At 62.6% G+C, this 17,110-nt stretch carries 17 protein-coding genes and 2 pseudogenes; 6 read left to right on the forward strand and 13 right to left on the reverse strand.

What is annotated here, in order from left to right:
* Positions 1-6 precede the first annotated feature (6 nt).
* From YUU_RS0102910 to YUU_RS0102920, 3 genes are all read right to left on the reverse strand, one after another.
* A complete protein-coding gene (locus YUU_RS0102910) occupies positions 7-1,899 on the reverse strand; it encodes a sensor histidine kinase (RefSeq protein ID WP_027521003.1) in 1,893 nt (630 codons plus the stop codon).
* A 93-nt stretch (positions 1,900-1,992) separates the two neighbouring features.
* Positions 1,993-3,225 (reverse strand): HlyD family secretion protein, encoded by a 1,233-nt coding sequence (locus YUU_RS0102915; RefSeq protein ID WP_027521004.1) that lies wholly within the window; start codon positions 3,223-3,225, stop codon positions 1,993-1,995.
* Positions 3,218-3,655 carry a hypothetical protein gene (locus YUU_RS0102920; protein ID WP_035661167.1) on the reverse strand — a complete coding sequence of 146 codons (438 nt, stop codon included), beginning with the start codon at positions 3,653-3,655 and terminating at the stop codon, positions 3,218-3,220. The genes YUU_RS0102915 and YUU_RS0102920 overlap by 8 nt, the downstream gene beginning before the upstream one ends.
* 180 nt (positions 3,656-3,835) lie before the next feature.
* On the opposite strand from YUU_RS0102920, the gene YUU_RS0102925 reads away from it, so the two are divergent.
* Together YUU_RS0102925 and ppk2 are read left to right on the forward strand one after the other, a co-directional pair.
* Entirely contained in the window at positions 3,836-4,291 is a 456-nt protein-coding gene (locus YUU_RS0102925; protein ID WP_027521006.1) for a hypothetical protein, read from the forward strand.
* A 42-nt stretch (positions 4,292-4,333) separates the two neighbouring features.
* Positions 4,334-5,137, forward strand: coding sequence for a polyphosphate kinase 2 (gene ppk2, locus YUU_RS0102930; RefSeq protein ID WP_027521007.1), 804 nt, complete (start codon positions 4,334-4,336; stop codon positions 5,135-5,137).
* Between the two features lie 43 nt (positions 5,138-5,180).
* Here the strand turns inward: ppk2 and YUU_RS0102935 are convergent, their stop codons facing one another.
* The 5 genes and pseudogenes from YUU_RS0102935 to YUU_RS58310 all read right to left on the reverse strand — a co-directional run.
* Positions 5,181-5,672, reverse strand: coding sequence for a hypothetical protein (locus YUU_RS0102935; protein ID WP_027521008.1), 492 nt, complete (start codon positions 5,670-5,672; stop codon positions 5,181-5,183).
* Positions 5,673-5,846: 174 nt separating this feature from the next.
* Positions 5,847-6,281 carry a hypothetical protein gene (locus tag YUU_RS0102940; RefSeq protein ID WP_027521009.1) on the reverse strand — a complete coding sequence of 145 codons (435 nt, stop codon included), beginning with the start codon at positions 6,279-6,281 and terminating at the stop codon, positions 5,847-5,849.
* 109 nt (positions 6,282-6,390) lie between these two features.
* Positions 6,391-9,144, reverse strand: a complete 2,754-nt coding sequence (locus YUU_RS0102945; RefSeq protein WP_027521010.1) for a decarboxylase — start codon at positions 9,142-9,144, stop codon at positions 6,391-6,393.
* Between the two features lie 175 nt (positions 9,145-9,319).
* Complete coding sequence (locus YUU_RS0102950) at positions 9,320-11,029, reverse strand: SulP family inorganic anion transporter (protein ID WP_027521011.1); 1,710 nt, start codon at positions 11,027-11,029, stop codon at positions 9,320-9,322.
* A gap of 92 nt (positions 11,030-11,121) precedes the next feature.
* Positions 11,122-11,232, reverse strand: a pseudogene (locus tag YUU_RS58310) (DUF1275 domain-containing protein); the annotation flags it as partial.
* Positions 11,233-11,370: 138 nt separating this feature from the next.
* Between YUU_RS58310 and YUU_RS61000 the strand changes: the two are divergent.
* From YUU_RS61000 to YUU_RS58320, 3 genes are read left to right on the forward strand one after another with little or no spacing between them, the layout of a single operon-like run.
* Positions 11,371-11,706 (forward strand): hypothetical protein, encoded by a 336-nt coding sequence (locus YUU_RS61000; RefSeq protein ID WP_027521013.1) that lies wholly within the window; start codon positions 11,371-11,373, stop codon positions 11,704-11,706.
* A gap of 19 nt (positions 11,707-11,725) precedes the next feature.
* On the forward strand, positions 11,726-12,613 hold the full coding sequence (locus YUU_RS58315; protein ID WP_027521014.1) for a S9 family peptidase: 888 nt from the start codon (positions 11,726-11,728) through the stop codon (positions 12,611-12,613).
* A gap of 29 nt (positions 12,614-12,642) precedes the next feature.
* A complete protein-coding gene (locus YUU_RS58320; RefSeq protein WP_027521015.1) occupies positions 12,643-13,227 on the forward strand; it encodes an invasion associated locus B family protein in 585 nt (194 codons plus the stop codon).
* Between the two features lie 18 nt (positions 13,228-13,245).
* On the opposite strand, the gene YUU_RS0102975 is transcribed toward YUU_RS58320, so the two are convergent.
* A complete protein-coding gene (locus tag YUU_RS0102975; RefSeq protein WP_371260470.1) occupies positions 13,246-13,701 on the reverse strand; it encodes a response regulator transcription factor in 456 nt (151 codons plus the stop codon).
* A gap of 58 nt (positions 13,702-13,759) precedes the next feature.
* Entirely contained in the window at positions 13,760-14,392 is a 633-nt protein-coding gene (locus YUU_RS0102980) for a response regulator transcription factor (protein ID WP_035661060.1), read from the reverse strand.
* Between the two features lie 328 nt (positions 14,393-14,720).
* On the opposite strand from YUU_RS0102980, the gene YUU_RS0102990 reads away from it, so the two are divergent.
* Positions 14,721-15,404, forward strand: a complete 684-nt coding sequence (locus YUU_RS0102990) for a helix-turn-helix domain-containing protein (RefSeq protein WP_027521019.1) — start codon at positions 14,721-14,723, stop codon at positions 15,402-15,404.
* A 99-nt stretch (positions 15,405-15,503) separates the two neighbouring features.
* On the opposite strand, the pseudogene YUU_RS62630 reads toward YUU_RS0102990, so the two are convergent.
* The 3 genes and pseudogenes from YUU_RS62630 to YUU_RS0103010 all read right to left on the reverse strand — a co-directional run.
* Positions 15,504-15,839, reverse strand: a pseudogene (locus YUU_RS62630) (ion channel); the annotation flags it as partial.
* A 40-nt stretch (positions 15,840-15,879) separates the two neighbouring features.
* The gene (locus YUU_RS0103005) at positions 15,880-16,227 is read right to left on the reverse strand and encodes a phasin (RefSeq protein ID WP_027521020.1); all 348 of its coding nucleotides are present in this window, start codon (positions 16,225-16,227) and stop codon (positions 15,880-15,882) included.
* Positions 16,228-16,245: 18 nt separating this feature from the next.
* Positions 16,246-17,109 (reverse strand): alpha/beta fold hydrolase, encoded by an 864-nt coding sequence (locus YUU_RS0103010; RefSeq protein ID WP_027521021.1) that lies wholly within the window; start codon positions 17,107-17,109, stop codon positions 16,246-16,248.
* Position 17,110: the final 1 nt, after the last annotated feature.

Genomic DNA, 17,110 nt, shown 5'->3' on the forward strand with positions numbered 1-17,110 from the left:
ACCGATCTAGCGCGTGAGCGGCAGTTTGATCGTAAGCAGCGCACCACCCGACAGCCTGTTCTCCGCGATGATCTGTCCGCGATGGGCCTCGATGATGGTCTTGGCGATGGCGAGACCCATGCCCATGCCTTGCGGCTTGGTGGTGAAGAAGGGATCGAAGACGTTCTTGAGATCGCCGGCGGCTATGCCGGGTCCGCTGTCGCCGATCCTGATTTCTGCGAAGGAGCCGGACAGCGCCGTCGTGACGGTCACCTCCCGCATCTTCGCCTCCGCCTCGGAGATCGCGTCGATCGCATTGATGATCAGGTTGAGAATGACCTGCTGAAGCTGGACCGGATCGCCCCTGACGCGCAGCGCGCTAGCGACGGGTGTGAACTTCAGGGCGATCTTGTGCCGGTCGGTCACGGCGGTCAGAAATCCGATCGCCTCGCCGACGGTTTCGTTCAGATCGATATCGGCGATCTCGAACGGTGTCTTCTTCAACACGCTGCGCAGCCTGCGGATCACTTCGCTGGCCCGCTGATCGTCGCGCCTGATGTCGGCAAGGATCTCCCTGATCTCGTCGAGATTGGGGGAAGCCCCCTTCAGCATAAGCTCGGCCGTCTCGGCGTTGGTGAGGATAGAGCCAAGCGGCTGGTTCAATTCATGCGCGATCGACGTCGTCAGCTCGCCGGCCGCCGCGTAGCGGTTGACGTGCGCGAGCTCCGCCAGGCGCTGACGCGACTCGACCTCCGCGACGCGGCGACGCCAGCGCTCATGAAGCAGGCCGCTGATCAGGCCGGCCTGCACCAGGATCACCGCTGCGATCAGCGCCATCTGCCAGCGATATATCTCCCAAACGCTCGGCTCGCGAAACAGGACCTCACTGCCAGGAGGTAGACTGCTTTCGCTGATGCCCCAGCGCTGCATCTCACGCCAGTCATATCGAGGTGGCACAAATTGGAGCGTTTCGATCTTGATGTTGCCCGGCTTCTCGCCACCGAGGATACGGATAGCAACGTCGACCGTCTTCCGGCTGGTTGCGGCCGTTGAATGCATGGGGCCACCGACGGTCTGGCCATCGAAGAAGGCATCCTGATAGGAAAAGATGGGCGCATTGGCGACAGCTCGCAATTGGCGCAAGGCGATGTCGCCTTCATGCGTGACGCCTGCCCCGTCGACCGACATCAGGCCCCAGAACAAGACCGTGTGCGGCGCAAGCGATGAGGCGCGCTTGAGGATGTCCCGGAACGAAAGCCCCGAATACCAATCAAACGACACCCTGTTTTCGAACGGCTTCGCATCCTTCTTGATCTCCTCAAGCCAGAACTTCTCAACGGGAGAGGCCCCCAGCACGACGGCGATCGTCTGCGTGGCGGGCAGGACATGAAGGATGCCGGCAAAAATTGCCTGAAAGTCATTGTGGATCGAGATAACCGTGTCGTTGTCGGTCAGTCCCGTGCGATCGACCAGGCGCTGCTCGACCGCAGTCAGGACCATCGGTGTGGCGGGGAAAAGCTGCTTGCGGTACTTCTGGGCGAATCTTGCCGCAGGCGCCCCGACGCTGACGACGATATCCGGCGGACAACTCTCGTAGAGCGAGCGCAGATAATCGACGAAGGGCTCTTCAGGACCTGGATTGTTGAACCGCGCCGTCAGAAGCGTGTGCTCCTGAATGTCCAGCGGCCACGGCGCCTGCCGCTCGAGATCGGCCTTGATGGCCCGCGCGAACTCGCTCCACGGACGAAATTCCCGTCCGAAGGAATGCAGCAGCAGCACGCGCTTGGGCTGGCCCTGATCGGCAGCCCTCGCCGGTCCGAGCCCGGCAAGGGCCAAGACCAGCACGCACAGACAGAGCCGTGCGGCCGCCGCCCGCCAGCCCCGCCTGACCGCAGCAACGATCGGGATGCGCCCGCTCATCCTCTTCCTCAGCAGCTTCGCCCGGCTGCACCTTGATCTCATTCTAGCGCAAAACGGGCGACGGCCAACGGCTTTGCCGAGCCCTCCTCGGTGTCAGTGGCCGCTCAGCACGAGCGTCTTGATCGGCAGCAGCAGCGCCTGGATCCGCAGCAGCAGCGCGTGCACGAGGCCGACGCCGTCGACGACGTGCAGCGCGATGGCCCGGCCGGTGCTGGTGTCCTTTGCGGAAATCTCCTCGTGATTGCTGGTATAGGCGTTAACGAGGCAGCTACTCCCCGGTGTCACGCCTTCGAGGCCCCCTTTGTAGAGCGGCTCCAGGAACACGAGGATCGTGCCGGGCTTCACGGCGTTTTGCGCTTCGAGCAGCTGCTCCCCGGCGCGGAACTGTCCGGCTGCGATGTAGTCCTGCACCGTCGTGACCACCATCGGAATGATGACCCATGGCCTGGATATGCAGGTCGCTTCCGCCACCATGCCTTCCTTCATGACGCCCGCCTCGATCTGACCGAAGCCGGCCTGAAGCACCTTTCTGCCGGCGCCTTCCGGAATCAGCACACCCGCCGGCCGCATCAACTGATTGACGACATCACCAACGCGAAGCAGGAATTGCTCGACCCGGCCATCGACCCCGGCGCGGACGATCGTCTTGTCGAGATCGACCTGGGCCTGCTCGAGAACGGCTTGAGCGCTCGCTTTCTGGGCCGGCAGGAGTGTCGACACCTGCAAGGCGGCCGACTCCTTCACGGCGGTCGCCGCATCGATGCCGGCCTGCCGTTGATCGACCAGCACCTGGAGCTTTTCGATGTCCCGTTGCGGCACGATGCCGGGGTTGCGGCGCTGCAATTCGGATTTGGTGTCGAGCTCGTCCTTGGCTTGCTGATAGTTGGCCTTGGCTTCCTGGATCTGGGCTTCGGCCTTGATGACATCGGACTGCGCCGTCGTCATTGCGGCATCGACCTCCGCGACCTTCCGCCGGGCGGTCTCGTAGGCGGCCTGTTGCTTGGAGCTGTCCAGCGTGAACAGCACGTCACCCTTCTTCACGTCCTGGCTGAAGCCGACCTTGACCTCCGCAACCCGCCCCGATCCTTCGGGCAGGATGGGCACGGTGCGGAAATAAAGCGTCGCCGAGTCGGTCGCCGGGTGGAAATAGAAGATCATGGTGATGAGCGACACCGTGAGCATCAGGCAACCCGTGATGCCCCATCGCAACTCGTACCAGACCGAGAAGAACGTGATCTCCTTGCCGAAGCGCTTGCCCTGGACATAGCGGCGGTAGAGATAGTCCGGCACGATGGTGAGGAGCGAGCAGAACATGAGCTCAAACATGGCTGTGCTCCCTCTCCTTCGCGACGCTGGACTTGTCTGCCGGCGGCGGGCTGACCGCCGCATCGCCGGTTTGTGAGGTCGATGTGGTCTCGCCGGCCTCTCCCGGCGTCGCATCGGCGATCTTTTCGACGGAGTCGGCGATGCTGCGCAGCGGCGTGCCGAAATCGGGGATGTCGATCAGCGCAAGCAACAGGCCCGCCACCCAGAAGATATGCATATGCGTGAACAGCGAGATCAGGCCGAGCACCGCGACGAATTCGAATTGCAGCTTCTGCGATTTGTGCGCCATCCGCTCGGGCATGCTATGCAGCTTCCAATACAGCGTGCCGACCCAGAGCACGGTGCCAATCAGGAATATCCCCATCACCACCATCAGCGGGTCGACCCCGCTTCCAGGCGCGAGAAAGAACGGCAGATGGTGCGGAGCCATCGGATGAAGCTGGTCGTTCAATGGTCTCTCCCAATCTGGAGCGGAGTTGCGCATCGCGTTGCGGCCACTCTGACTACCCCAGTGTGGATTTTGCTTGATTTGAATCAAGGGAAGGCTTGCCGCCGCGCCTAGCTTTCCGCGAACGCCGAACTGCCAACACCCAATCAGGAGCCGTCAGCCATGCCCGGCCTCGATGATCTCATTCCCAGTGCCACGCAGATCCGCAAAGAAGCAGCCCTCAAGGAGGCCCAGAAGGCCGAGGAATATGCCCGCCTCGCCGCGGCCGCCGAGGCCGAAAAGCACGCCCTGATCGAGCGGCTGACCAAGCCGTCCGGCAAGACCGAGGAGGAGAAGGTCAAGCTCGCCTCGACCATCATCCAGCGTGCAGTGCGAAACGGCCTGACCGAGGTCCAGGTCTATCGCTTCCCCAACACGCTGTGCACCGACAAGGGCCGCGCCATCAACCAACGGGAAAAGGGTTGGGAGAACACGCTGACCGGCATCCCCAAGGAAATCTTCCAGCTCTGGACCGACCACCTGAAGCCGCGCGGCTATCGCATCGCCTACCAGATCATCGATTTTCCCGGCGGCGTCCCCGGCGATATCGGTGTCACCATCTCCTGGGGAGACGATTGACGGCCCCAGCCGCATTCCAGCTGAAGCAGCGAAAGGACAGGCATGGCCAAGGATGATGAGTCCGACAAACGAATGAAGCGCAAGGAATACGAGAAGGAGCTCGAAAAGCTCCAGGTCGATCTTTGCCATCTCCAGGACTATGTGAGGGAGAAGAAGCTCCGGGTGATCGTCCTGTTCGAGGGCCGGGATGCCGCCGGGAAAGGCGGCACCATCAAGGCGATCACCGAGAAGGTCAGTCCGCGCGTGTTTCGCGTCGTTGCCCTTCCGGCGCCGTCGGATCGCGAAAAGACCCAGATGTTCTTCCAGCGCTACATGGAGCAGTTTCCCGCCGGCGGCGAGATCGTGATCTTCGACCGCAGCTGGTACAACCGCGCCGGCGTCGAATATGTGATGGGCTTCTGTTCGCCCGCCGAGCACGATCGCTTTCTCGCCCTCTGCCCCCAAATGGAAAAATACGTCATCGAAGGCGGCATCATCCTCGTCAAGATCTGGCTCGAGGTCGGGATGGACGAGCAGGAGCGCCGATTCAGGGCCCGCATCGAGGATCCGGTGCGGCAGTGGAAACTGAGCCCGATGGATCTGGAATCCTACCGGCGCTGGTACGACTACTCGCGGGCTCGCGACCTGATGCTCAGGAAGACCAGCACGAAGCACGCGCCCTGGCACATCATCCGCTCCGACGACAAGCGTCGGGCGCGGCTGAACTGCATCGCGCACCTGCTCAAGGCGATCCCCTACAAGCGCGTCAAGAAAGACAAGATCAGGCTGCCACCGCGCTCGGACAAGGGCCGTTACAACGATCAGGCCAGCCTGCGCGGGCTGAAATTCGTCCAGGAGCGCTATTGAGCGGACCAGGCCGCGCGGGTGGCGGCCTGATCAGTCCTTTGTCTCAATAGTTATACGGATATTGCTGCGGGCAGACCCAACTGCCGTAGGAGTCTTGATAGCAGCCGTTGTTGTTGTAGTTGTTGTAATAGCCGTAGGCACCATACGCACCGGCCGCTGCGGCTCCGACAGCAGCGGCGCCATAAGCGGGTCCGCGCCAGCCATAGCCATAGCCCGGACGACCGGGATAGCCGGCGATCGGACGCCCCGGATAACCCGGCCGGCCTGCGATCGGACGACCGGCTATCGGATGGCTCGGACGCACGCCTCCGGCGACGCGATAGCCGCCACCGCCAATACGTCCGGCATGAACGGCGCCGCCCCGGTACCCACCAGCTGCGAAACCGCCTGCGCGCATACCACCGCCGTGGAAACCGCCACCGCCGCCGCGGAAGCCGCCACCACCGCCGCCCCGGCGCGCGAAGGCATCGTCTGGAACGAGGCAGGTCGTGAGAAGAACGAGCGCCGCAATAGCAGCGAGAAGATAACGAAGCATGGCGTCTCCTCCATTGATTGGGGTGCCGTCGTTCGCTCTTCGATGATGCCGCGCGACGAGCGACCAGCACCCGACGCTACCGTCGAGTGCTGGTCGTGCTAGAACTTGACCTAGATCAACGGAACCGAAGCATTTGGACAAAACGCAGTGTTCCGTCAGGCTGCGATCACCGAACTACTTCAGCCGGATGGTAACCCCACCGACCGCAGCCGACACTTCGGCACCGACCTTCGGCCCGGTGAGCTGCAGGATGACACCGTTGGCGTTTTGCAGCTGAACGGCACCGGCGCCCGCGGCAACCGCGCCTCCCGCTCCACCTGCCGCATATGATCCCTCGATGGAGGCTGGCCCCTTGAGATTGAGAGCTCGTCCGACCAATTTTGTCGTCGAGGCACCAATCGTGAAGCCGACGCTCATGCCGGAGACCGTGAACGGATAATCCTTGCCGCGGAAGCGGAGCACACCCTCGCCGCCGCCGACCCCGACGATCAGCCCGCCTTTGGTGAAGACGACTGCGACCTGGCCGGTCTCGGCCCGTGATGGCGTGCTGAAACCGGCAACGCCTGCGAGCAAGGCGACCAGAGCGGCGCGGATGGCAAGTTTTTTCATGACTTTGGTTTTCCCTTTGGTTTTGACGTCGGACTGTTAAGCCAGGATCATCGCGAAATAGCCGAACACGGTGAGCAAAATGCCCGAGACGGCACGTCCCCTGTTCATCTCAAGAGGCGGCCTTCAGCTTCGGCTGAGCGCCGGGCTTGGGCCGACCGATCTTCGCCAAGGCCTCGGTGCGCACGAGCTTCAGCCCTTCCTTCGCGTCGTAGCCGTGGATCTCCTTCACATCGAGCTTGCGCATGAAGTCGATGGTCTCCTGTGTGATGACCTGCCCCGGCACCATGATCGGGAAGCCCGGCGGATACGGGATCACGAAATTGGCGGAGACGAGCTCGGGCCCCGCCTTCAATCGCCGGTCGATCTCTGGATCGTTGAGGCGAATGTGTTCACAACCCGCCGCGTCATAGGCCGAATAGAATCCACTGCGGATGTCGCCTTCGTTGGTCTTGCTACCGGCATCACCGCGGAACGCGGGATGGAAATGCGAGAAGTTCGGCAGGTCGGGCACATCCTTCATCAGGCTGTTGACCCGGGCCTCGAACGTCTTCCTCGCGTTAGCACCGCCCTGCGCCAGGCCGCGATCGACCTCGCCAGCGATCTCGGCGAGGACGCGGATGAGATGCGCGACGTCGCTGCGGGTGTTGTTGATGTTGGACTGGACAAGGACCGAGTTGCGCGAAGTCTTGTTGACCTGGATGTTGTACTCGTTGGCGAGGATGCCCTTGAACTGGGTGCCGTCGTAACCCGCCATGCCGCACACCAGCGTCATGCGGGTTGGATCGAGGCAGAACTCGTCCTCGTCGAGGCTCTTGAGCGTATTCACCCAGTTCACGCCGGCTGAAAGATAGTCGGTGAAGCCGCTCTGGCGGTATTGCGCCGGCACCATGACGTCAGCGCCGAGGATCCGGAAGTATTTTGAGATCAACGGATTGTTGTTGACGGCCTGGCGGATCGCGAATGCGATCTCCATCGCGTTGGCGACGAGACCATAGCCCTCCAGCTCCATCTGGCGCCGCGATATGTCGAGGCTGGCAATGAGCTGCTGGTTGGGGCTGGTCGACGCATGCGTGAACACGGCCTCCTTGAATTGCTGCTCGACCGTGTGGAATTCGACGTCCTTGACCGAGAGCATGGAGCCTTGACGGATCGCGGACATCGACTTGTGGGTCGAATTCGTCTGGTAGACGCGCAGTCGGATCTGGCGCGGATCGGGGATGAGCCGGGTCTTGAGCAGAACCTCGTCCGACGGGTTCTTGCCGAGCTCCGCCTGCTGCTTCTCATAGGCCGCGACCGACTTCGGGTCGTGCATCCACGCCTCGATCTCGTTGGCGGCGCCCATCGCGGTGCGCCGCCGCAGGAACGGCGAGAACCGCGCAAAACCGAACCAGGCTTCGTCCCACAGGAAGATCAGGTCCGGCTTGATGGCGAGGCATTCCTCCATCACGCGGCGGGTGTTGTAGATGTGGCCGTCGAAGGTGCAGTTGGTCAGATCAAGCATCTTGACGCGATCAAGCCGCCCGTCGGGCTTGGCGCCCAACAGCGCTTGCTTGATCGTCTTCAGCGGCACCGCGCCATACATCGAATATTCCGTCATCGGGAAGGCTTCGACATAGAGCGGCTGGGCGCCGGCAAGCACCATTCCATAGTGGTGCGACTTGTGGCAGTTGCGGTCGACGATGGCGATATCGCCGGGCGCGAGCAGCGCCTGCACCGCCATCTTGTTGGAGGTCGAGGTGCCGTTGGTGACGAAGAAGACGCGGTCAGCTCCGAGCGCCCTCGCCGCCTTCTCCTGCGCCTTCTTGATGTTGCCCGTCGGCTCCAGCATGCTGTCCAGGCCGCCGGTGGTCGCGCTGCTCTCCGCCAGGAACAGGTTCGGGCCGTAGAACTCGCCCATGTCGCGGATCCAGTCGGACTTGAAGATGGACTTGCCGCGGGCGATCGGCAGCGCGTGGAACGTGCCGATCGGGCGCTGTGCGTATTTCTTGAGATTGTCGAAGAACGGTGTGTCGTAGCGATCCTGGATGCCTTCGAGAATCGACAGATGCAGCTCGAGGAGCTCCTCGATGGAGTAGAAGATCCGGCGGACCACGTTGGCTTCGGGGTTGCCGGCCATTTCCTCAACATCGCGGTTGGACATCAGATAGATGTCGAGCTCGGGCCGCACCCGCTTGATGATATGGGCGAGCCGGAGTGCATCCGCGTCGGATTCATCGTTGAGACCGGCCGCGGCCGTGATGGAGCGGAGGATCGGCGCATTGTGGCGCGAGCGCAGGCCGAAGCCCTCGTTGATGACGACGGCCGCGATGTTGGGATTGAGCATGCTAGCGCAGAACGCGTCTTCGAGACTGCCGACGATGACCGGCTCATAGACGAACGAATCGACCGGGCGACGCAGCTTGCGCCATTCGGCGGCGAGCGCCGGCCATTGGCTGGACGAGAGGCCCGTGACGATCAAAGTCTCGAAATACGGCCGCCGCGCCGCGTGCGATCCGAAGGTGGGCGGCACCAGATCCGGCGCATCCCCGTTGCCCTCGTCCTTGAGATTCCAGTCGCCGGCGTGCTGACGGAACGACCTTGTCGTCAGCGCCTGTGTGATCCGTGTTGCATGGGCCAGTGACGTTGCCGCATCGCCCGCTGAAGCGGCCTCCCGCAATGCTGCCATCAGCTGAAGGCCGGGGTAGCCGTGAAACTCCTCAGTCACCGACAGATCGGCGAGCGCTGCATCATATTTCGCGCGATCGCCGCCACGGGCCCACGCCTTCGCAGCCTCCACCAGATCGCGCCAGCCGTCCGCCCGCGCTCCGGGTCCGGAAAAGAACTGATCAATGCGCTTTTGCGCAAGCTTCGTGTCCTTGGACATGTGTCTCTCCCGATCCCAGCGGCAAAGGTGACGCGGGATCGTGGGTACCGCGCGGAGTGCTCCATTGATCCAAGTCAACGGTCATCTGCGATGTAATGAAGCCTTTGACTGCGCAGGCGTCGTCCCTTCGCAATGCAACACAGTTTCGGCGAACGATAAGGAAGCAGTCGGGAGATCAGAGCGCTCTTTGGGCAACATCGGGCTGCCCCATGCCGAGAACGCTGTCGAGCGAGCGCAGCCACTGGCCGCTGTCGGTCTTCTCCGCCAGTCCTTCGGCCCGCAACAGGTCGCGCAACTGCGCATGTGCCCCGACGATGCAGAAAGCGACCCGCCGCGACGCGAGCTCGTCATAGAGATCGCGCAACATGCGCGCGCCGGCGAGGTCAATATAGGGGGATGCCGAGAGATCGCATGCGACCAGCCGGATGTCAGGCGACCTCTTGAGCGCGATCAGGACCGTATCGAGGATCGTCTCGGCATTGATGTAGAGCAGCGAAGCTTCGGGCCGGAACGCGATGACACCGACGAGGGGCTCGACACCTTGATGCCTCGCACTGTCGGAGTAACGGCCGCTGCCGGGCAGCCGGCCGAGGAACGCCACGTTCGGCTGCGAGGCACGCGCCAGCAGCAGGAAGATCGAGGCAATCGATGCCAGCAGGACGCCTTGCAGGATGCCGAGCAGCAGCACTGATACAAGGGCAATCGCCGCAGCGTAGAAGTCGATCCGGCTGACCTGCCACATCCGCAGCAGCGCGCGGACGTCCACCAGCTTGTAGACGGCGGCAAAGACGATGGCCGCGAGCACGGCCTTAGGTAGGTTGGTCAACAGCCCCGTGAAGAACAGCAGACACAGGCCAAGCGTCACCGAGCAGATGATCAACGCCAGCGGCGTCCGCGCGCCCGCGTTGTTATTGACGGCGGATTGCGACAGGCCGCCGGCGACGGGATAGCCGTGACCGAAGGCTGCGGCGAGGTTTGCAGCACCCAGCCCCAAGAATTCCTGCCGCACGTCGAGGGGATAACCGTGCTTGGCAGCAAAGCTGCGCGCCGCTGAAACGCCTTCGATGTAGGCCAGCAACACGCATCCTGCCGCGAGCGGAAAGAGGTCGTCGAATTCCAGAAGACCAAATGTCGGCACCCCAATTGCAGGTAGCCCCTCGGGAATCTTGCCGGTCACGGGGACGCCATGGGACGCAAAGCCGAGGAGTGTCGCAACCGCGATCGACAGCGCCACGATGGTGATACCGACCGGCCGTCCCGGCAGAAAGCGCTCGCCAAGCAGGAGGAGCAAAAGCGCAACCGCGCCGATCGCCAGAATGAGAGGATTGACCGCGCCAAGCTGGCCGGCAAGCTTGATGACGCGGTCGAAAAAGTTGTGGCCGCCGCCGGCAACGCCGAGCAGGCTCGGCAACTGGCTCATGATGATGGTGAGCCCGGCTCCGGCCTTGAAGCCGACGAGGATGCTGTCGCTGACCAGGCGGACGAGAACGCTGAGCTTGAACAGCCACGCAATGAAGCACAAGACCGCCACCGCGAACGCCGACAAACTCGCGATCTGCGCATATCGCACCGCGTCCCCACCCGCGAGCACACCGACGGTGCCGGCAATCATCAGCGAGATCGCCGAGGTCGGGCCGACCGCGAGCTGCCGCGACGAGCCGAGCAGCGCATAGCCAATGCCGCCGAGCAGATAGCCGTAGACACCGACCTGCGGCGGCAGGCCGGCCAACGCGGCATAGGCTAGCGAGACCGGAATGGCGTAAGCGGCGAGCGTGACGCCGGCGATCGCGTCCGAGGCCAGCCACTCGCCGCGATAGGCGGCGAGCCAGCCGGACGGCGGAAAGAGCCGTATCCAGCCCGCGCGCGGCTCGGATGGTCCATTCATACGCGCACCTCCGATTGCCTGGCTTCGCAGCACAGCGCTACGACCAAAGGCGCGATCACGGGAACGCCGAGCGCGAGATTGGGAATTGTCTTGATCCAGGTATAGGCATCAATGTAGCCGCCCGCGAACGCGAGCAGCAGCACGATCTCGACGGTTTCATCGCGGCGTATCGACGAACCGGCGGCGATATTCAGAGCGCCCATGTCCGGGATATCGGCTGTCGCAAGTCGCACATGATGTCATAGGCAACGCCTTACCCTCAGCGAGGCTTGATCTGGATCAAGCATTCAGCCGCTTTTCGGGACTGACTTTCCGCAAACGCACCCGGGGGAAATGCGATCATGGAGACCATCAGCTGGATCATCTCCACCGCTCCGGAAATCTTTCTGCTGTTGGCGGTCGCGCTCGGGACGATTCTCGGCCGCATCAAGATCCGCGAATTTGCGATCGGCACCACGGCCTACCGCGTCACGATCGCCGCAGGTCTGACCGTCGGGTCGATCGAAGAGAAGATCGGAAGCCGAACCGTCCTCGAACGGATCGTCCGCAAGGGAAGCGACGTCAAACCGCAGCTCCAGACCGTGCTTGAGGCCGGCGACGATATCGTCCTCGCAGGCCGGTCCGCCACCATACTCGCCGCGGATCCGATCATCGTCGCCTCCACTTTCGCGGGCTGAAGGAATGGAGAGCTGAGCCATGCGTCAGCAAACCCTACGAAGCCTGACAGCCCTGCTGCTGTTTGTGTGTGTCGGCCTGATTGCGCCGTCGCACGTCGTTGCGGCCGACGATCGTCCCATTCAGGAGGAGGTCTGGGCACTACCTCTGCAGCTTCCGATGTTCGCCTATGTCGTGCGTCCGGTAGGAGACGGCCCCTTCCCGCTCGTGATCATGAACCACGGCGTCTCACTCAACCCGACCGACCGCAGCTTCTTCCCGCTGGTGGAATTCCGCGATGCCGCCAAATGGTTTGCCAGGCGCGGCAACTTCGTGGTGGCCCCTGTCGGCACGGGATATGGCGCCTCCGCCATCGATATCCCTGAACGCGGGATCTACGGTCCGTTCTTCTCCAAGGTCGGCAAATGCACCCACCCGAACTTCCGTGATCCCGGGCTCGCGGTGGCGCAAGTCGACCTCTGGATCATCGACTATCTGGCCGCCGAAAAGCGCATCGTGCCGAAGGACGTCGTCGTCGTTGGGCAATCGGCCGGCGGTTGGGCATCGATCGCGCTCTCAAGCTTCAATCCCCCGCAGGTGAAAGCCAGTATCGTCTTTGCGGGTGGCCGCGGCGGCCGTGTTGGCGGCTTGCCGAATCACAATTGTGCGCCGGACAAGCTCGTCGCACAGACCGGCGAGTTCGGCCGCACCTCGCGCGTGCCGATGCTGTGGATCTATATCCAGAACGACACTTATTTCGGGCCGGTTCTGACGAAACGCATGCACGAAGCCTTCGTCGCTGCCGGAGGCAACGCCGAATACCACTTGATGCCGCTGTTCGGAAACGAAGGACACTTCTTCATCGGCTCGCCCGATGCGGTGCCGATCTGGTCTCCGCTGGTGACGAAGTTTCTCGACGCGCAGAAATAAACCGGACGCCCGAGGCTTGGAGGCGAACCATGTTCAACGCTCGTTATCGTGTCGCGGGGCTTTTGCTCGTCACCATGGCTGTCGCCACCACGACACTCGACACCGCGGCACCAAAGAGCGCACCAGCCAAAAAAACACCCGAAGCGGCAGCGCGCGGCCAGCGCGAGGCCAAGGACATCACCTACGGCGATTGGCAAAAACTCTGCTTCAAGGCAGGCGGCGCGCCGACGCTGTGCCGGACATCGATCACCGGAAAGTTTCCGACCGGGCAAATGGCGGTGCGGGTGGACCTGATCGAGCGCGACGGCGACCGCACGGCACGGCTGCAATTGTTCGTGCCGGTCGGCATGTACCTGCAACATCCGGCCAAGCTGACCGTCGACCAGGGCAGCCCTTATCAGGTGCCCTATAGCTGGTGCCTGACCAATGCCTGCATCGCCGCGGATGTCGCTGATCCCAAGATCATCAAGGAGATGGAAGGGGGAAAGACGCTAGTCCTCGAGATCGTCGATTCCAATCTTCTGGCGCTCACGACCTCGATGCCGCTGGCCCAATTCGCTTCGGTTCACAAGGGCGCACCGGCGAAGACGCTGGAGCAAGACATCGAGGAATGAACAGGCGCGAAAGCGACTTTAGATCCTGCTTTCGCCGGCGCGTTCGATCAGATCGACGAGTGATTGCGCCGCAAAGGGCTTGCTCAGGTAAGCCACGCATCCCGATGCGACCGCGGCCGAGCGCTTCCTCTCGCAGTCGTTTCCGGTGATATAGATCACGGGCGCCGAGACGCCCTTGTCTGCGATCCGCCGACGCAGGTCGATGCCGGATTGATCGGACAGATCAATGTCGATGATGATGCACATGGCGCTCTCGAACTCGGCATGATCGAGCAGCGCGGCCGCGGAGTCGAACAACAGCGTCGTAAACCCGTGCTCGCGCAGAAGCCGTTTGATGCTGATGCGCACTGACGCATCGTCGTCGACAATGAACACGGATCTGCGGGTCGGCACGAGCGTCGGGCCTTCTGGTGAATGAGGAGCCAACAAGCCAGGCAGAGCTTGTACGCTCCCATAGAGCACGTCGTCGTTCACATTTCATATTGTCCCTGGGTATAGGGTATCCGGCACAGCCTCGACGAACGGACCCCGACTAGTCGCTCCGATCGCCCTTGGGATCAAGCATCCCTAGGCGCTCCGCAATCGACACCAGTTCCGCAAGTGAATGGACCTGCATCTTTTCCATCACCTGATGCCGATGCGCCTTCACGGTGCGCTCGGTGGTTCCGAGCTCGTGAGCAACCTGTTTGTTGATCTTGCCGCGCACGATCAGATCGAACACCTGCCGCTCGCGGGGGGTCAGCGCGGCCACCAGCGCCTTGAGCGAGTCGAGCCTGCTACGCTGGTTACGTGCGGCTTCATGCCGGGCCATGGCGCGCTCGATGGCGTCGATCAACTGCTCGGACGAGACGGGCTTGGTCAGAAAATCTTCGGCGCCAGCCTTGATGGCCCGCACGGTCGTTGCCGTGTCGGCGTGGCCGGTGAGGAAGACGATCGGCAGCACCGAGCCAAGCTCGATCAGGCGGCGTTGCAGCTCCGGACCGCTCAGCCCTGGTATCTGCACGTCGAGCAGGACGCATCCCAGCCTGTCAGGGTCAGGTAATCGATCGAGCAGCTCCTGCGCCGATGCGTATGTTGCGACATCATAGCCGGCAAGCTTCAGCCGGCGTTCGATCGCCGTCCGAAACGGAGCGTCGTCGTCGACCACGTGCACCAGCCCTGGCAAGTTAACCTCTTGACGCAGCGAGCGACATTCTCCGCCGCACTGAGACTCAAAGTCGGTCGGCGATCAAGTAACCCATATGGATGATACCGGGCACAGTGGACAATCCCTCGATAGAACCGAGAGTATCAAAATGCACTCCCGCATCGCGCATATTCTCAATCCGTGCAAGATATTGCAGCGCCTGTCCTTTGGTACAATGGCCCTTGAGACAATGGCTGGAAATGTCGCCTTCGTCGTAAGTCAACCCAAGCGGGAGTGGGATAGCGTGGCACATTCCTCGCCATGAATCGCACGAGACCAATTCAGCAATGGATTGAGGAGTTGGCCCATGTTCGTACGCATCACGACCGATCCGCTGCCTCGCCCCAATTCGCTGCACGATCTCGGAATGAGCAGTGATTCGAATCCGATCGTCAGTCTAAGCGAGTTTACCTACAAGAAGGGCAATGAGATCTACGGCGAGAAGGAGCCCGCCGAGTACATCTACCAGGTCAAGACAGGCGCGGTACGAAGCTACAAGCTGCTGTCTGACGGGCGCCGCCAAATCGGCGCGTTTCACCTCGCCGGCGATATCTTCGGGCTCGAGAACGGCCACACGCATCGCTTCACCGCAGAAGCCGTCGTCGATACCACCGTGCGCCTGATCAAACGGCAGAGCCTGGAGACCGTGGCCGAGATTGACGCCGTGGTGGCCAAGAACCTGCTCCGCATGACCACGACCAATTTACAGCACGCGGAAGATCACATGCTGCTGCTCGGCCGCAAGACGTCGCTGGAGCGGGTCGCCGCGTTCCTGATCGAGATGGATACGCGGCTAACCGCCGCAGGGGTCCTGGCGCTGCCGATGTCGCGGCGCGACATCGCCGACTATCTCGGCCTCACCCTTGAGACGGTCTCGCGGGCGATATCGCACCTGCACGGGCTCGGCATCCTCGGCTTCGTCGGCAACACCCAGCGCCAGATCGTGCTGCTGGACCGCCGGCAGCTTGCTAACCTCGATCTCCAGAACTGAAATCTTTGGCATGATCGCCCCGAGGTGCTCCAGCGTCCTGCGCAGCACCTCGAACAGCACGGCGGTCGACCAGCCGAACAGCAGGATGCCGTTCATCGCGGTCGTCGGGCCGACCAGGCGCCAGTCCGGGACCGGCGTGATATCGCCGTACCCGAGCGTGGTGTAGTTGACGAAGGCGAAATAGAGCAGATCGCTTCCGACCGGCGCTGCACCGACCACCCGATATGCGAGCGCCGAGACGAGAATTTCGAGCGTGTGGGCTACCATCAGGGCAGCCGCGGTCGCGACCATCACGGCCATCAGGTGCGCTCGCGGCCAGATCGTACGGCGCAGGCCGGCCGAGCGCGCGATACCGATCGCGCCGACGGTCACCGATGCGTGGATCATGATATTGGCGAGGCTGACGATGGTGCCGACCAGGAATTGAAGCGCCATCGTCCTCTCTCGAATCGGGGATTGCGTCTCTATCGGTTGCCTAGCTCTTCGGCGTGAACATGCCGCTCGCCGCCTTCATCGCGGATTCACCCATGTTGCGCGCCTGGTCGGTCAGCGAGCGCATCTGGTCCTGGAAGAATTCGGACTGGATCTTGAGTGCTTCCTGCATGTCTTTGGCCTGGACGAGCTTGTCACCCAGATCGAAGGTCGCGGAGACGTTGCGCTGCATATGGCTGCAGAACTCCTTGGCTTGATTCGCGATCGGCAGCGGCGAGGAGCTCAGACCTCTTTCCAGCAAGTCAAAATACTCCGTATTGGCCTTGCGCAGACGGCCAAGCGCTTCGCTCATCATCGCACGCATGTTCTCGGTCGATGGGATGTCCGCCATGATGTTGCTCCTTAGGGGTTACGCTGCAAGCCCGCCGAACCACGCCCCAAAATAGCCGGCGTACAAGGCCGGCAGTTCGAGATTCATTGAATGCCCGATGCGGGGCACGACGACAAGCCGGCAGTCCGGCATCGCCTCGGCCATCGCACGAAGATCGGCAGGCGGGATCCAGCCGTCCCACTCGCCCCACAGCACCAGATGCGGATGCCGGATCTCCGCCATGCGACGCTCCAGCTCCCGGCTCTCTTTTTCACGGGTGAGGTTGACGGGCGTCCCGATCCAGATGCCTTCAGAGACACTAAAGGTCTGCTCGATGATGCGGTCGAACAGCGCCGGGATATCTCCGAGCCCGTCACGGAATCGAGGAACCTCGCCTGGTGCCATGCTCTCCGGCACGAAGAGCGAGGAGGCCGCGGTCGCCATTACCGTCCGTGTCAGCTCCTTGCTCGCCATCATCGCACGGAAAAGCCCGATCTGATCGGCATTGAAGGCCATGCCGAGCGGCGTCACCGGATCGAGCGCGAACACGCGTCCGAATCGCTGCGGCTGCATCAGGAGCATCCGCGCGGCGATGATGCCGCCGGTCGAATGCGTGGCGAGATGGCAATAGCTCACGCCCAGCGCATCGAGCGCCGCCAGCATGTCCTGCGCGTGCTGCTGCATCGAGTAGTTCGAATAATCGGCCGCGGGCTTCGGCCGGTCGCTGTCACCACAGCCACGCCAGTCGATGCCGATCACGCGGAGGCCCGAGGGAAACATCGGCGCGGCGAGCTCGATCCAGTCCTTGCTGGCGAGATTGCCGTGGATGAAGACGACGGTGACGTCGCCCTCTCCCCATTCTCGCCAGCTCAACTGAACCTCGCCCGCCTGCACCCTTGGCATG

The organism is Bradyrhizobium sp. Ec3.3 (assembly GCF_000472925.1).
GTDB lineage: Bacteria > Pseudomonadota > Alphaproteobacteria > Rhizobiales > Xanthobacteraceae > Bradyrhizobium.

Bases quoted from the DNA above. Each gene is read 5' to 3' on its own strand.
- YUU_RS0102910 (WP_027521003.1), bottom strand. From the start codon at position 1,899: ATGAGCGGGCGCATCCCGATCGTTGCTGCGGTCAGGCGGGGCTGGCGG.
- ppk2 (WP_027521007.1), top strand. From the start codon at position 4,334: ATGGCCAAGGATGATGAGTCCGACAAACGAATGAAGCGCAAGGAATAC.
- YUU_RS0102940 (WP_027521009.1), bottom strand. From the start codon at position 6,281: ATGAAAAAACTTGCCATCCGCGCCGCTCTGGTCGCCTTGCTCGCAGGC.
- YUU_RS61000 (WP_027521013.1), top strand. From the start codon at position 11,371: ATGGAGACCATCAGCTGGATCATCTCCACCGCTCCGGAAATCTTTCTG.
- YUU_RS0102925 (WP_027521006.1), top strand. From the start codon at position 3,836: ATGCCCGGCCTCGATGATCTCATTCCCAGTGCCACGCAGATCCGCAAA.
- YUU_RS0102990 (WP_027521019.1), top strand. From the start codon at position 14,721: ATGTTCGTACGCATCACGACCGATCCGCTGCCTCGCCCCAATTCGCTG.
- YUU_RS0103010 (WP_027521021.1), bottom strand. From the start codon at position 17,109: ATGCCAAGGGTGCAGGCGGGCGAGGTTCAGTTGAGCTGGCGAGAATGG.
- YUU_RS0102920 (WP_035661167.1), bottom strand. From the start codon at position 3,655: ATGGCTCCGCACCATCTGCCGTTCTTTCTCGCGCCTGGAAGCGGGGTC.
- YUU_RS58320 (WP_027521015.1), top strand. From the start codon at position 12,643: ATGTTCAACGCTCGTTATCGTGTCGCGGGGCTTTTGCTCGTCACCATG.
- YUU_RS0103005 (WP_027521020.1), bottom strand. From the start codon at position 16,227: ATGGCGGACATCCCATCGACCGAGAACATGCGTGCGATGATGAGCGAA.
- YUU_RS0102935 (WP_027521008.1), bottom strand. From the start codon at position 5,672: ATGCTTCGTTATCTTCTCGCTGCTATTGCGGCGCTCGTTCTTCTCACG.
- YUU_RS0102950 (WP_027521011.1), bottom strand. From the start codon at position 11,029: ATGAATGGACCATCCGAGCCGCGCGCGGGCTGGATACGGCTCTTTCCG.
- YUU_RS58315 (WP_027521014.1), top strand. From the start codon at position 11,726: ATGCGTCAGCAAACCCTACGAAGCCTGACAGCCCTGCTGCTGTTTGTG.
- YUU_RS0102915 (WP_027521004.1), bottom strand. From the start codon at position 3,225: ATGTTTGAGCTCATGTTCTGCTCGCTCCTCACCATCGTGCCGGACTAT.
- YUU_RS0102945 (WP_027521010.1), bottom strand. From the start codon at position 9,144: ATGTCCAAGGACACGAAGCTTGCGCAAAAGCGCATTGATCAGTTCTTT.